This is a genomic window from Streptomyces sp. NPDC014870, from assembly GCF_043081505.1.
Lineage (GTDB): Bacteria > Actinomycetota > Actinomycetes > Streptomycetales > Streptomycetaceae > Streptomyces.
On sequence record NZ_JBIBWQ010000010.1, the window covers coordinates 163,627 to 176,980 of the forward strand.

Here is a 13,354-nt window from a genome sequence, read left to right on the forward strand (position 1 = left end):
CGGCACACGAGGGGTGGAGACGATGAACGGACGAAGCGTCGCGGTGGTGGGGGCGGGAGTGGCGGGTCTGACCGCCGCGCACCTGCTGTCCCGCGCGCACGACGTGGTGCTGTACGAGGCGGAGGGCCGGCTGGGCGGGCATGCCCACACCCACGAAGTGGCCGCCCTCGACGGCGGGACCACACTCCGGGTGGACACGGGCTTCATCGTCCACAACGAGCGCACCTATCCGAACCTGCTCCGGCTCTTCCGCGAACTCGGCGTCACCACGCAGGACTCCGAGATGAGCATGTCCGTCCGCTGCGACGGGTGCGGTCTGGAGTACGCCGGGGCCCGCGGCCCCCGCGGACTTCTCGGGGGCGGCAATCTGCGGCGTGGCCGCCACCTGCTGACGCTCGCCGACGTCCCCCGCTTCCACCGCGCGGCGCGCCGCCTGCTCGCCCGCGACGACACCGGCAGCACACTCGGCGAGTTCCTCCGGGCACACCGATTCTCCGACCACTTCGTCGGGCACTTCGCGATCCCCCTCGTCTCCGCCGTGTGGTCGTGCGCCCCCGCCACCGCCCTGCGCTACCCCGCCGCGTACCTCTTCCGCTTCCTCGACCACCACGGACTGCTCTCGGTGACCGGATCCCCGCAGTGGAAGACCGTCACCGGGGGATCGGTGGCGTACGTCGAACGGATCGCGAAGGGCGTCTCGTCCGTCCGCACCACCACCCCCGTCCTCGCCGTCGTGCGCGGCGCCGACCGCGCGACCGTCATCACCGCCGACGGAGAGTCGACCGAGCACGCGGCCGTCGTCATCGCCGTCCACCCCGACCAGGCCCTGCGCCTGCTGGCCGACGCCACCGAGCGCGAGCGCCGCGTCCTGGGCGCCTTCACCTACTCCCGCAACCCGACCGTCCTGCACCGCGACACCACGCTCCTGCCGCGCTCGCCCCACGCCCGGGCGTCCTGGAACTACTGGCTGCCCTCGTGCTCCGCCCGCCCCGAGACCGTGCAGGTCAGCTACGACATGAACCGCCTGCAACGGCTCGCCACCGGCGCCCCCCACATCGTCACCCTCAACCCGGGAGACCGCGTCGACGAGTCGACCGTCCTGGCCCGGATGACGTACGAACACCCCGTCTACACCCCGGAGTCCGTCGCCGCCCAGCGACTGCTGCCCACCCTCAGCACCCCCGTCACCGCCTTCGCGGGCGCCTACCACGGCTGGGGATTCCACGAGGACGGCTGCCGCTCGGGCGTCGAGGCCGCCCGCCATCTGGGGGTGGACTGGTGATGACCGGCATCGCCCCGCCTCCCGTTCCCGCCCTGTACGAGACCGAGGTCGCCCACACCCGCGTCACCCCCGTCCCGTACGCCCTGCGGCACCGCACGTACCTGTGGCTGGTCGACCTCGACGACCTGCCCGTCCTGCCCCGGCCGCTGCGCCCCTTCGCCCGCTTCGACCCGCGCGACCACTTCGACGGCGACGCGCCCAGCCTGCGCGCCGGCCTCGACGCGTACCTGGCCGCCCAGGGCGTCCGGGACGCGGACGGACAGGTGCTGATGCTCGCCCACGCGCGCGTCCTCGGGTACGTCTTCAACCCGCTGACCCTGTACTGGTGCCACGACCGCGCGGGCCGTCCCGTCTGCGTCGTGGCCGAGGTGCACAACACCTACGGCGGGCGCCACTGCTACCTGCTGCGCCCCGACGCGCGGGACCGCGCCGACGTGGCCAAGGAGTTCTACGTCTCGCCGTTCCTCGACGTCGAGGGCGCCTACCGCATGCGGCTGCCGCTGCCAGGACCCCGGCTCGACCTCACCGTCCAGCTCCGCCACCCGGACGGCTCCCGGCCGCTGACCGCCACCGTGCGCGGCGCCCACCGGCCCGCACGGCCGCGCACGCTGCTCGCGGCCGCGCTGCGCCACCCCTGGTCGACCGCGGCCGTCGCCATCGGCATCCGCCGCCACGGGATCCGCCTGTACCTCAAGGGGCTGCGCGTCAGGCCCCGCCCCCAGCCCCGTTCCCGTACCACCTCCACCGTTCAGGAAGGCACCCCGTGACTCTCTCGCTCTCCTCGGCCGCCCCCGCCGCCCCGGCGGGCTCCGACCGGGTGGACGCCGACCGCTGGCCCGACGTCGCCCGGCTCCCGCGGGCCTCCGCCCCGCGCGTCGCCGTCGCCCGCCGTCTCGTCACGCGCGCCCTCACCCGGCTGCCCCTGCGCATACGGACCGCGGAGGGCGGACCCCTCATGCCGCACGCCCGCACGGCCGACGACGACCTGCCGGCGCTGACCCTGCACGACCCCGAGGCGTTCCACCGTCGGATCGGAGCCGACGGCCTGATCGGCTTCGGGGAGTCGTACATGGCCGGGGAGTGGGACGCGGACGACCTCGTCGGCGTGCTCACGGTCCTCGCCCGCCACGTCGACGACCTCGTCCCCGCACCGCTGCGCCGACTGCGCGGTGCCTGGGTACGACGCAGGCCCTCCGCCGACCGCAACACCCTCGACGGCGCGCGGGAGAACATCCACCGCCACTACGACCTCTCCAACGAGCTCTTCGCGCTCTTCCTCGATCCGGGCCTCAGCTACTCGTCGGCCGTCTTCGAGCCGCTGCCCCCGGCCGGTTCTCCCCTCACGGACGAGGAGTTCACCGCCGCCCAGCACCGCAAGATCGACCGGCTCCTCGACCTTGCCGAGGCGGGCCCGGGCACGGAACTCCTGGAGATCGGCACCGGCTGGGGCGAACTCGCGATCCGTGCGGCCGCCAGGGGAGCCCGTGTCCGCACGATCACCCTCTCCGGGGAACAGCTCGAACGCGCGCGGCGGCGCGTGGCGGACGCCGGCCTCGCCGACCGCGTCACCGTCGAACTCCTCGACTACCGCGACGTCCGGGGCCGTTACGACGCCGTCGTGAGCGTCGAGATGATCGAGGCCGTCGGCGCGGAGTTCTGGTCCGACTACTTCGGCGCGCTCCGCGGCCTCCTGGCCCCCGGCGGCCGGGTCGCGCTCCAGGCCATCACCATGCCCCACGACCGGATGCTCGCCACCGCCCGCACCCACACCTGGATCAGCAAGTACGTGTTCCCCGGCGGGCTGATCCCCTCCCCGGAGGCCATCGCCCGCGAGAGCGCGGCGGCGGGCCTGCGCATCACCCATGACACGGGGTACGGCGACCACTACGCCGAGACCCTGCGCGCGTGGCGCGAGCGCTTCCTCCGTCAGGAGCCGGCCGTCACCGCTCTCGGGTTCGACCACGTCTTCCGGCGCCTGTGGGAGTTCTACCTCGCCTACTCGGAGGCCGGTTTCCGCTCCCACTACCTCGACGTCCGCCAACTCCGGCTCACCGCGGCCGACCTGGAGGTGGCCCGATGAGCGTGGGTTCCGTCGACGCCGACGCCGACGCCCTCGGCATTGTCCTCGCCGCCTCGGCGGCCGCGGCGCTGACGGTCATGCTCGTCACGTTCGTGATCGGCACCGTGCGGAGCCTGCACCGCGTGGTCGACGTGGCCTGGGGGATCGCCTTCGCGGCCGTCGCCCTCGTGGCCTGGTTCCTCGCGGCCGGCCACGGCGACGACCCGCGCAGGACCCTCGTCGCCCTCGCCACCGTCGTCTGGGGACTCCGCCTCGCGACCCACATCGCCCGGCGCGGACGGGGCCACGGGGAGGACCCCCGGTACGCCCGCATGCTGTCCCGCGCCCGGGGCAACCCCGCGCTCTACGCCCTGGGGAAGGTGTACCTCCTTCAGGGCGGCCTCGTCTGGCTCGTCTCCCTCCCCGTCCAGATCGCCGTCCTGCTGCCGGAACCCCTGGGAGCGCTCGGCTGGCTCGGACTCGCCGTCTGGGCGGCGGGCCTCACCTTCGAAGGGGTCGGCGACCACCAGCTCGCCCGCTTCAAGGCCGACCCGGCCCACCGGGGCCTGATCATGGACCGGGGGCTGTGGAACTGGACCCGCCACCCCAACTACTTCGGCGACTTCCTCGTCTGGTGGGGCCTGTACCTGACGGCCTGCGCCACCTGGCAGACCGCCCTGTTCGCCCTCGTCTCCCCGCTCGTCATGAGCGCTCTGCTCATCTGGGGCAGCGGCAAGCGGCTCCTGGAGGCGCACATGGCGGACCGCCCCGGGTACGCCGCGTACCGGGAGCGCACGAGTGGCTTCTTTCCCCGGCCGCCCCGGGGAGCGCCTCAGCCATCGACGGGCCGCGCCCGGTCCTCGTAGAGCCGGCAGACCGCGTCGACCGCCTCCCGGAGACCGGCGGGGCGGACCATGCCGGGAGCGGGCGGCCGGCTGAGCCAGCCCGGTCCCGCGAGCAGCACCAGGGGAGGGGTGCGCGCCCCGCGTATCCCGAAGGCGGTCCCCGCGACGCGACGGGCCAGCGCACGATCCGCCGTCGCTCCTGCCTGCGACCAGAGGGCGACGGCGGCAGGACCCGACCGCCGCACCGCCGCCGTCAACGCCTCCGCCGGGACCGCAGCGCCGAACATCCTCGTCGGAAGACCCCGTTCCGAGAGGGCCGCCGCGAGCGCCTCCAGCGGCAGCGTGTGCTGCTCCGCCGGCACGCACGCGAGCAGGACCGGAGGCGCCGAGGAGAGGGGCCTCCGGCCGTTGGCACCCGCGCGCCGGAGCGCGGTGGAGACGTGCCAGGAGAGCAGGTGCTCCACCTCGACGTAACGGGCCTCCGAGGCGTCCCACTTGCGGCCGACGGCGTGCAGGACCGGGGCCATCACCTCCTCCCACGCGACCACGGTGCCGTACGCGTCGAGGACCTGGCGGAGCAGCCGGTCCATGGCCGGGCCGTCGAGCCGCACCGCGGCCCGGGCAAGGCCGCGGCACTCCTGCCGTACGTCTCCCAGCGGCAGGCCGCTGCCCGGCCCGGCACGAGGGGCCGCGAACGCGACGGACCGCGTCGGTCGGCCGGCGGACGCGCCCGTCGTCGACCGCAGGCCCTCCGCCGCACGCGCGGCCTCGGCGGGCGGGACACCCGAGGCCGTGAGGCGGCACATCTCCTCCAGCATCGCCACGTCCGCCGTGCTCCACCGCCGGTGCCGGCCGTCCGCGCGCTCGGCGGGCCCGATGCCGTAGCGCCGCTCCCAGGACCGCACCGTGCTCGGTGAGATCCCCAGCTTCCGGGCGACCGCCCCTGTCGTGATCCCGTGCACCGTGTCGGACATGTCACCCACCCTGTGATGCGGAGGCGCCGCGAACCGCGGCCGGCTCCGCTCCCGCGTGCTGTCAGAGACGTCCCGCCACGGCGGCGTCCGGCAGCCGCGCGGCCACCTCGTCGCCCATGCGCTCGAACTCCGGCCCCAGGAACGGCGTGGCGAGCTTCGCGAGGCCCTTGAAGGTCAGCGAGGCCTGATACGTCAGGAACGTGTCGTCCCCCTCTTCGGCGAAGCTCAGGTCGTCGACGGCGGTCACCGTCCGGTTCTCCCCGACGAACACGAGCCGCGTGGGCTCGTGTACGTCGAGCCGGTAGTCGAGTGCGGTCGTACGGCCCCGGAACACCGAGGTGTTGCGCCAGCGCGCACCCGCACCGACCGGCCCGTCGTCGAGCCGCACACACGACACCGTCCCGGGATCCCATTCCTCGGCACGCGCGAAGTCCTCCAGGTACGCCACGAGCTCGCGCAACGGCAGGCCCACCACGAAACTGCGCCTCACCCTGATCACCGCACGGTTCTCCGTCCTCCCGCCACCGGGAAGTCCTGGCCGACTTCCCGGACACCTGTAGCTTCCGCGCGCGGCGACGCCCCGGATGCACCGGCCCGTGCCCGACCGGACCGGGGCCGCAGTGCACCAGGACCCGGGTGTGAGGGGATGGCCCAGGTCACATTCGAGGGGCCGGAAGGGGCCCTGCGGGGTGAGGCGCCTCATAGGACCTAGGTCACCTACTAGGCACCCTAGGAGACCGGCCAGACCATCCCAAATGCCCCCATAGGCCGCGCCGACCTGCGGAAACGACCGCACCCCCGCCCCCGTGCCGTTCGCCGGGGGTCCGACTCCGCTTCGTACCGGGGGTCGTTGCGTCGCCCGTTCAGCCCTGCTTGTCTGGTGGACGTCGCCAGGCAGCAGCGCTCCAGCGCAGCTCCTCGGCCGGACGGACTCCCCACCTGATCTCGGGTTCTCCCGGGCTCTGGTTCCGTCTTGCCGAAAACGCCCGGCGCGGCCCTTGTCCCCGACGTTAGGTCGCTTCGTGTTCCGCTCGCTCTCCACTCGTGTCTCGTCCCGCAAGAAGACCCTCGCCGTCTCCGCAGCCGTGCTGCTGGGCGCCTCGGGTGCGGTGCTCGGCACGACGGCGTCGGCCTCGGCCGCTCCGAGTGACGCCAAGGCGATCGCCAAGCAGATCGTGCCGGCTTCGCAGTTCGCGTCGTTCAGCAAGATCGTGACCCACGAGTCCGGCTGGAACCCCTCCGCCACCAACTCCTCCAGCGGCGCCTACGGCCTGGTCCAGGCCCTCCCGGCCTCCAAGATGTCCTCGGCCGGCTCCGACTGGAAGACCAACCCCGCCACCCAGATCAAGTGGGGCCTCAACTACATGAACGAGCGCTACGGCTCCCCCAACGCCGCCTGGGCCTTCTGGCAGGCCAACGGCTGGTACTAAAGTCACCCCACCGACTCCCAGCCGGCCCGCACGCCGCAGCGCCACCCGCAGGGCCCCGCACCTCCACACGGAGGAGCGGGGCCTTGCCGCGTCTCCGGGATCGGGTCGGGGTCGGCGGCTCCCCGTGAGGCGCGGACGGTCAGGCGTGACGGTTCAGGAGCGTGCGCAGCACCGGGCGGGCGGCTTCGACGGCGTCGGCGCCGGGCGCAGACGGCAGCGCCCCGCTGATCCACAGGTTCGCGAAGCCGTGCGCGATCGACCAGGCGGCGAGCGTCGTGTGCTCGGGGGTGTCCTTCGACGCGGCGGCCGCCGCGCCCGCCCCCTTGCGGAGAACGTCCCCCGCGCGGGTCTCCGCCCGGTGGAGGGCCTCGTCGTCCGCGTGGTAGAGGCCGGGTTGGAACATCACCGCGAAGTGGACCGGATGGTGGACGGCGAAGTCCACGTAGGACAGGCCCACGGTGAGGAAGTCCGGCTCGGCGGCTTCGAGCGCGTCGGCGAGCAGGGTGAAGCCTTCGGTGGCGATCGCGGTCAGGACGCCGGTCTTGTCGCCGAAGTGGTGGGCCGGTGCCGCGTGCGAGACACCCGCGCGCCGGGCCAGCTCGCGCAGGCTCCACCCGTCGAGGCCGGACTCGTCGATCGCCGCGACGGCGGCGGCGACGATCGTCCGGCGCAGGTCTCCATGGTGGTATCCGCTCTTCGGCACAGGGGCGATCCTTTCAACTTGTCATTGACAAGATATCGCACCGGGGTTACGTTCGCCTTAGAACTTGACAGTGACTAGATATGGAGCGCGGACATGACACTCATCGTTCTCCTGGCCTCGTTCGCCCTGCTGCGCGGTCTCGGCGCGCTCGGTGTGCGGCGCCTCGCGACCTGGCCCGCCGCTGCGGCCCACGCGATGGCGGTCATGCTGTTCATGACGGCCAGTGCGCACTTCGTCCCGGCGGGCGCCACCTTCATGCCGAACCACGGGGACCTCGTCGCCATGGTTCCGTCGGCGGTCCCGTTCCCCTCGGCGGCCGTCCACCTCACGGGTGTGCTCGAACTCCTCGGCGCGGTCGGGCTGATCACCGGCCGGTTCCGCCGCGCCGCCGGCTACGGCCTGGCGGTGCTGTTCGTCCTCATGCTGCCGGCGAACATCAACGCCGCCGTCGCCGAGATCCCGTTCGCGGGCGAGCCCGCCTCGCCGCTGTGGCAGCGCGTCCCTGAGCAGGTCCTCTACATCGCCATGGCCCTGTGGGCCACGCGCGGCGCCCAGCCGCTGCCCCGCCTGCGGAGTCGGACCGCGGCGGCGCCGGTGCGCGGCCGGGACAACAGTCCGGTCCGGTGATGTCCCCCGCGTGACACGACCGAGTCCTGTTCCCGGCCTGCTGCGGCGAACAGGGCCCGGTCTCCGGGTCAGTCGTCGAAGGAGCCGTGCCTTCCCCGGCCCGTCGCGAAGGCCGCGGCTCCCGTGGCGGTCTCGCCGGCCGACAGCGGCACCATGCCGTGGCGCAGCTCCGCCGCCATGGCCTCGGGCTCGGGCAGTCCGTGCTGTTCCCTGACGGAGAGCCGGTCGTGGCGCAGGCACAGCTGGGGGAAGGCCGCGATCTCCCGGGCGAGCTCCTCCGCCGCGGCCCGGGCGCCGCCCGGCGGGGCGAGGCGGTTGGCGAGGCCCATCGCGTACGCCTCGGCCGCCGGAACGGCGCGGCCGGTGAGAACGAGGTCCATGGCCCGGCTCTCGCCGATCAGCCGGGGGAGCCGGACCGTACCGCCGTCGATCAGCGGCACGCCCCATCGGCGGCAGAACACCCCGAAGACCGCGTCCTCCTCGGCCACCCGCAGGTCGCACCAGAGGGCCAGCTCAAGACCGCCCGCCACGGCGTGGCCGGCGACGGCCGCGACGACCGGCTTGGACAGGCGCAGGCGGGTCGGGCCCATCGGCCCGTCGCCGTCCGGCGCCACCCGGTTGCCGCGCTCGGTGCCGATCGCCTTGAGATCGGCACCCGCGCAGAAGGTCCCTCCCTCGCCCCAGAGCACGGCGACGGAGGCATCGGGATCCGCGTCGAACGCGCGGAAGGCGTCCGCCAGTTGCCGCGCCGTCGGTCCGTCCACGGCGTTGCGGGCGGCGGGCCGCGACAGCACCACGGTCGTCACGGGCCCGTCCCGCTCGACGCGGACGGCGGGGCGTGCTGAGTCATCGGTCATGGCCGCATTCTCGCGGGACCCCGCGGCCGGGGCCAGGACACCGCCGCCGATCGCTCCTCAGTCGACGTCGGTACGCGTCGTGCCCATCTTCAGGCCGTCGACCCAGTGGACCGACTCGACGTCGAAGATGGTGGAGCCGTACGAGCCCCAGCGCGGGACATTGCCCTTGAGGTCCCAGGTCACCGCGTTCTGACGGTCCGCGACCAGTTGCCCGTTGACGTACAGGGCGAAGGAACCACTCGTGGAGGACTGGGCGTCGATACCGAGCTCGATCTTGTTCCAGGTCCCGGGCGTCCAGGCGACACTGCCGGCCGAGATCCACTGCTCGCCCGGGGCGACGTACCAGATCTTCAGCCGGCTGTCCTCGACCTTCATGAGCACCGGATAGTTCTGGTCGTTCTCGTCGTTGGTGCCCCAGGACTTCCACTGGAACACCGTCTGGGCGTTGCCCGTCTTGGTCATGGACTCCCAGCCGAACCAGTACGTCCGGCCGGACGTGAGGGTGCGGCCGGCGATGCCGTGCCCCTCGCACCGCTCGGAGCCCGCCGCCTTGGTGAAGCCGAAGATCTTGCCACGACCGTCGTTCCAGTCCGGCTGGTACACGTACGAGGGGGAGTCGCAGAGGACCGAGGCGAAGACGGCCGTTCCTCCGTTGTCCGCGTCTCCGTCCCATTCGACCGCGGCGTGTGCGGGCGTGGCGAGGACGAACGTGAGCGCGGTGGCGTGCGCCGTGGGGAGCGCGGCCGGGAAAAGCGTGCGGACGATGCTGCGTTGCATGGATTCCTCCGGTGGGGGGAGTGCGATTCCGTGCGGGGCGCCCGCCCTGGGCGGGACGGACGCCCTGGGGTCCGGTCGGCGTCAGCCGAGCCGGACGGTGATCCTCTGGGGCGCGCCGAACCGGCCCGTGAGGTCGCCGAAGGTGAGCCGCAGCGATGAGCCGGTGGTGGCGGCCGTGACCGTGGCGGGCTTCGAGAGCACCTTGCCGACCCGGCGGTTCCAGACCACGTTCAAGGACGTGGCCGCTCGCGCGGGGTCCGAGACGACGACGGTCGCCGTGCCGCCCCGGTGCTCCCGTACGAGGACGGAGGCGGGGGCGTCGGCCTGGAGCCCGCCGACCGTGCCCGCGGTCCAGAAGTTCACGGCGGTCAGCCCCAGCTTCGGGACGCGTACGCCCTGCTGGTCCGCCGAGTTGGCGAGGATCCTCAGCCCACCACGGTCGCAGGCGCGCTGGGCCGTGGTCCTGGTGCTCGCTCCCGGCAGCAGGACGTAGGCGTAGTCGCCGTCCGTCGGGTCGACGCCGTGGTCGCTGACGAGGGTGAGGTAGCGACGGGTGATCGGGTCGGCGGAGCCGCCGGTGTTGATGTCCCGCCAGGAGCCGGTGCGCTCCTCGCGTACGGCGCTGAGCCGTGCGCCGCCCGGGAAGACGTAGCCGGCGTGCCCCGCGATGTGGGCCCACTCGGCGTCCTCGAAGGTGGCCGTCCACCCCTGCGCCACCGGCTGGGCCTTGCCGTCGACCGTGAGGACGGGGGTGCCGGTCGCGCCGAGCGCGCGGTTGTCGACGGTCGTCTCGACGGCGTGGCCGTCCGCCGCGCTGATGCCGGCGCCGAGGCAGACGACGGAGTCGTCGAGGAAGAACCAGGACTTGCGCGCCTCCATGGTGCTGGAGATGCCCTTCAGGTGCTGGCCGACGGCGGCGAACTCGCCGTCCGTGCTGCCGCCGACCCAGGCGGCGTCCGGCATGGGCTGTCCCCAGTTGCCGCCCTCGCCGTCGGCCAGTGGCTTGCTGGACGCGGTGATGCCGGGCAGCCGGTACGGGTCGACGGTGGGCCAGTAGGCGTCCGAGTACTGCTCCAGGCCGAAGTCGGTGCCCCACCAGGAGAGCCACCCGGCGCCGGTGTGGTAGCCGCGGGCGTGCTCGCCGTTGCCGAACTCGTAGTGGGCGATGCGGTTCGAGGCCATGGAGACGGAGGCCGCCCAGTCGCGACGGCGGTGGGTGGCCCGCGCCATGTTGGGGAACAGCCGGTGCTCGACCGGCTCGGGGGCGGCCTTGACGGAAGTGTCGTCCTGCAGTCCCTGCAGAAGCGACGCCCTGATCAGGGAGAGGCCGGGGTTCTTGAGCGCGGGATAGTAGTAGTCGCGCTGCAGCCAGCCCTTGACCATCGCACGCCAGCGGGCGTTCTCCTCGGGGCTCGCTCCCTGCCCGAGCAGCAGGATGGTCGCCATCAGGCCGTGCGCGCGCTGGTGCTCGTTGGTGCCGATGCGGCTGATGCCCCGGCTGCTGACGTTGTCCATCATCAGGCCGTTGTAGATGAAGGGGGCGACGGCCTTCTCCACCGTGTCGAGGAAGAGCTGGGTGCCGGCTCCGGTCACCTCCCAGCTGGAGCCGCGTAGCAGCGCGAGCAGCCGGCCCACGCCGTCGTGCAGCACCGCGCCGTAGCCGCCGATGTAGGGGACGTTGCGGTGCTGGACGAACGACCCGTCGTCGTAGAAACCGTCGCCCGAGGTGACGTACGGGAACACCGGGGCCAGCGCCTGCGACGCCAGCGCGATCCTGCCCGCGTCCCTGCCGACGATCCCGCGCAGGATCACCCCGCGACAGAGGTCGACCCGATTGGCACCCGTGCTGGTCCCGGTGTACGAGGCGAAGACCGAGTCGGGTACGAACGCGTCCACGGCCCGGCAGTAGCCGGCGATCTGCTCCGCCGACAGGTGGTCGTACATCAGCACACAGGTGTCCATCAGCGCCTGCGGGGCGCCGATCTGCCAGTTGTACCAGTTGCCGTAGCGCGTGGTGTTCTCGTTGTAGACCTCGGCGCGGAGATGGTCGAGGCCGGTGAGGATCGCGTCCCGGAGCCCGGCGTCCCCGGTCACTCCGGTGCCCGGCTGGGAGTACGCCTCGGCCATGGTGCGCAGCCGGCTGAAGCCCTCGTTCATCGTCGCCGAGAAGGCGTAGGACTCCGCGTCGAGATCCGGCTCCGGATCGGTCCAGGAACGGCCCGGCCAGAGCGAACCGCTCGCCGGGACCATGGTCGAGGCGAGGCCGGCCGCGGTCGTGCCGAGGGCGGCGAGGATGGTCCGGTACGGCTCCGCGGTGGGGCTGAACCCCGTGCCCAGGATGAGGTCGCGCCACTTGGCGCGCAGCGCGTCGAACTCCGCGTCGGACTCCGCCGCGGACGCCTGGAGTTCCGAGGCGGCGGACGGGTGCGCGAGTGCTCCCGCGAGCCCGAGGGCGAGCGCGCCCCCACCTGCGGCGTGGAGGAAGGTGCGGCGACGCCAGGGAGATGACATGGGAGACGACCTTTACGGGAGGAGCGCGTCGTTGCCTCGGCGCTGTCGCTGGCTCGGGAGCGTGGGGTTTCTAGCACGCAGAAAACCAAGACAGCAACGGTTTGGACAGGAACAGTCGCCAGTTGTCCGTACGGACGTAAACGTTCAGGATCGATCGAAGGCTCGCTACACTGCGCCAGAACCGGGGTGACCGAGGAGGGGAGCGGAGCAGTGCACGCGGAACACAGGCACCAGGCGATCCTGCGCAGGCTGCGCGAAGAGGGCTCGCTGCGCGTCAGCGACTTCGCGGCCGAACTGGGCGTCTCTCCGGTCACGGTCCGGCGGGACGTCGAGGTCCTCGCCGACCGCGGCCTGGTCGCCCGGGTGCACGGCGGGGCCATGCTCCCCGAGACATGGGCGGAGACGGCTCCCGTCGAGGCCGTTCCCCCCGCGCGGACGCGTGGCCGGGAGCGGGTCGTCGGCCTTGTCGTACCGGCCGCCGACTACTACTACCCCGAGGTCATCAAGGGCGCGCGGGAGGCCGCCGCCGCCCGGAACGTCCGCCTGGTCCTCGACATCTCGGGGTACGACGCCGACGAGGAGCGCGCCCAGGTCGAGCGGATGATCGGCGACGGGGTCGACGGGCTGCTCGTCGTCCCCTCGGGGCCGCGCGGCTGGTACGAGCAACTGCCCGTCCCCGTCGTCATCGTTGAGCGCCGCCCCGAGGCGGACGAGGCGGCCGGGATCGACCACGTCGTGTCCGACCACGTCCACGGGGCACGCCTCGCCGTACGGCACCTCGTGGACGCCGGCCGCCGTCGCCTCGCGCTGCTCGTCCGCGGGGCGAGCCCGACCGCGCCCGGGATCGTCGAGGGCTTCGAGGCCGGCGTGCGGGCGGCCGGCCTCACGGACCCCGGTACGGCGACCGTCCTGGACATCCCCGACGCGGGAGCCGGGAGCCGGGAGTACGACGGCCCGGTCGAGGAACTGCTCGACGCCGTGGCGGAGGGCCGCGTCGACGCCGTCGTCGCCCATCCCGACAACGAAGCCCTCGCCCTGCTGCGGCGGTTGCGCGCACGGGGGCTCCAGGTCCCCGGCGACGTCGCCGTCGTGGCGTACGACGACGAGGTGGCCGGGCTCGCCGACATCCCGCTCAGCGCGGTCGCCCCCGCCAAGTACGAAGTCGGCGCCTCCGCCGTGGAGTTGCTGGTCCGCCGACTCGACCACCCGGACGCCCCACGGCACCGGCTCTTCGTCCTTCCCCAGCTGCGGGCACGCTCGTCCAGCGGCCGCTAGGGCGCCGGTCCCGT

Annotated in this window: 13 protein-coding genes; 7 read left to right on the top strand and 6 right to left on the bottom strand. The window is 73.0% G+C overall.

Annotation, left to right across the window (positions count from 1 at the left end; translation table 11 throughout):
• Window positions 1-22: 22 nt before the first annotated feature.
• From ACF09C_RS27560 to ACF09C_RS27575, 4 genes are read left to right on the top strand one after another with little or no spacing between them, the layout of a single operon-like run.
• Window positions 23-1,282 carry an NAD(P)/FAD-dependent oxidoreductase gene (locus ACF09C_RS27560; RefSeq protein ID WP_392095255.1) on the top strand — a complete coding sequence of 420 codons (1,260 nt, stop codon included), beginning with the start codon at window positions 23-25 and terminating at the stop codon, window positions 1,280-1,282.
• A complete protein-coding gene (locus ACF09C_RS27565; protein ID WP_392095257.1) occupies window positions 1,282-2,049 on the top strand; it encodes a DUF1365 domain-containing protein in 768 nt (255 codons plus the stop codon). The genes ACF09C_RS27560 and ACF09C_RS27565 overlap by 1 nt, the downstream gene beginning before the upstream one ends.
• Window positions 2,046-3,362 carry a class I SAM-dependent methyltransferase gene (locus ACF09C_RS27570; RefSeq protein ID WP_392095258.1) on the top strand — a complete coding sequence of 439 codons (1,317 nt, stop codon included), beginning with the start codon at window positions 2,046-2,048 and terminating at the stop codon, window positions 3,360-3,362. Before ACF09C_RS27565 ends, ACF09C_RS27570 begins: the two co-directional genes overlap by 4 nt.
• Window positions 3,359-4,207 carry a DUF1295 domain-containing protein gene (locus ACF09C_RS27575; protein WP_392095259.1) on the top strand — a complete coding sequence of 283 codons (849 nt, stop codon included), beginning with the start codon at window positions 3,359-3,361 and terminating at the stop codon, window positions 4,205-4,207. Before ACF09C_RS27570 ends, ACF09C_RS27575 begins: the two co-directional genes overlap by 4 nt.
• Here ACF09C_RS27575 and ACF09C_RS27580 read toward each other — a convergent pair.
• Together ACF09C_RS27580 and ACF09C_RS27585 are read right to left on the bottom strand one after the other, a co-directional pair.
• Window positions 4,174-5,160 carry a MerR family transcriptional regulator gene (locus ACF09C_RS27580; RefSeq protein WP_392095260.1) on the bottom strand — a complete coding sequence of 329 codons (987 nt, stop codon included), beginning with the start codon at window positions 5,158-5,160 and terminating at the stop codon, window positions 4,174-4,176. The genes ACF09C_RS27575 and ACF09C_RS27580 overlap by 34 nt on opposite strands.
• 61 nt (window positions 5,161-5,221) lie before the next feature.
• A complete protein-coding gene (locus tag ACF09C_RS27585) occupies window positions 5,222-5,659 on the bottom strand; it encodes an SRPBCC family protein (protein ID WP_392095261.1) in 438 nt (145 codons plus the stop codon).
• A gap of 523 nt (window positions 5,660-6,182) precedes the next feature.
• Between ACF09C_RS27585 and ACF09C_RS27590 the strand changes: the two genes are divergently transcribed.
• Complete coding sequence (locus tag ACF09C_RS27590) at window positions 6,183-6,590, top strand: transglycosylase SLT domain-containing protein (RefSeq protein ID WP_392095263.1); 408 nt, start codon at window positions 6,183-6,185, stop codon at window positions 6,588-6,590.
• Window positions 6,591-6,729: 139 nt separating this feature from the next.
• Here the strand turns inward: ACF09C_RS27590 and ACF09C_RS27595 are convergent, their stop codons facing one another.
• Complete coding sequence (locus ACF09C_RS27595) at window positions 6,730-7,293, bottom strand: TetR/AcrR family transcriptional regulator (protein WP_392095264.1); 564 nt, start codon at window positions 7,291-7,293, stop codon at window positions 6,730-6,732.
• Between the two features lie 93 nt (window positions 7,294-7,386).
• On the opposite strand from ACF09C_RS27595, the gene ACF09C_RS27600 reads away from it, so the two are divergent.
• Window positions 7,387-7,920, top strand: a complete 534-nt coding sequence (locus ACF09C_RS27600; protein WP_392095266.1) for a DoxX family membrane protein — start codon at window positions 7,387-7,389, stop codon at window positions 7,918-7,920.
• A 68-nt stretch (window positions 7,921-7,988) separates the two neighbouring features.
• On the opposite strand, the gene ACF09C_RS27605 is transcribed toward ACF09C_RS27600, so the two are convergent.
• The 3 genes from ACF09C_RS27605 to ACF09C_RS27615 form a co-directional block, all read right to left on the bottom strand.
• On the bottom strand, window positions 7,989-8,777 hold the full coding sequence (locus ACF09C_RS27605) for a crotonase/enoyl-CoA hydratase family protein (protein ID WP_392095267.1): 789 nt from the start codon (window positions 8,775-8,777) through the stop codon (window positions 7,989-7,991).
• Window positions 8,778-8,834: 57 nt separating this feature from the next.
• Entirely contained in the window at window positions 8,835-9,554 is a 720-nt protein-coding gene (locus tag ACF09C_RS27610; protein ID WP_392095269.1) for a heparin lyase I family protein, read from the bottom strand.
• 81 nt (window positions 9,555-9,635) lie between these two features.
• Entirely contained in the window at window positions 9,636-12,065 is a 2,430-nt protein-coding gene (locus tag ACF09C_RS27615; RefSeq protein ID WP_392095271.1) for a polysaccharide lyase 8 family protein, read from the bottom strand.
• A 210-nt stretch (window positions 12,066-12,275) separates the two neighbouring features.
• Between ACF09C_RS27615 and ACF09C_RS27620 the strand changes: the two genes are divergently transcribed.
• A complete protein-coding gene (locus ACF09C_RS27620; RefSeq protein WP_392095273.1) occupies window positions 12,276-13,340 on the top strand; it encodes a LacI family DNA-binding transcriptional regulator in 1,065 nt (354 codons plus the stop codon).
• Window positions 13,341-13,354: the final 14 nt, after the last annotated feature.

Coding starts and splice junctions, on each gene's coding strand:
- ACF09C_RS27560 (WP_392095255.1), top strand. CDS start 23: ATGAACGGACGAAGCGTCGCGGTGGTGGGGGCGGGAGTGGCGGGTCTG.
- ACF09C_RS27565 (WP_392095257.1), top strand. CDS start 1,282: ATGACCGGCATCGCCCCGCCTCCCGTTCCCGCCCTGTACGAGACCGAG.
- ACF09C_RS27575 (WP_392095259.1), top strand. CDS start 3,359: ATGAGCGTGGGTTCCGTCGACGCCGACGCCGACGCCCTCGGCATTGTC.
- ACF09C_RS27580 (WP_392095260.1), bottom strand. CDS start 5,160: ATGTCCGACACGGTGCACGGGATCACGACAGGGGCGGTCGCCCGGAAG.
- ACF09C_RS27600 (WP_392095266.1), top strand. CDS start 7,387: ATGACACTCATCGTTCTCCTGGCCTCGTTCGCCCTGCTGCGCGGTCTC.
- ACF09C_RS27605 (WP_392095267.1), bottom strand. CDS start 8,777: ATGACCGATGACTCAGCACGCCCCGCCGTCCGCGTCGAGCGGGACGGG.
- ACF09C_RS27610 (WP_392095269.1), bottom strand. CDS start 9,554: ATGCAACGCAGCATCGTCCGCACGCTTTTCCCGGCCGCGCTCCCCACG.
- ACF09C_RS27615 (WP_392095271.1), bottom strand. CDS start 12,065: ATGTCATCTCCCTGGCGTCGCCGCACCTTCCTCCACGCCGCAGGTGGG.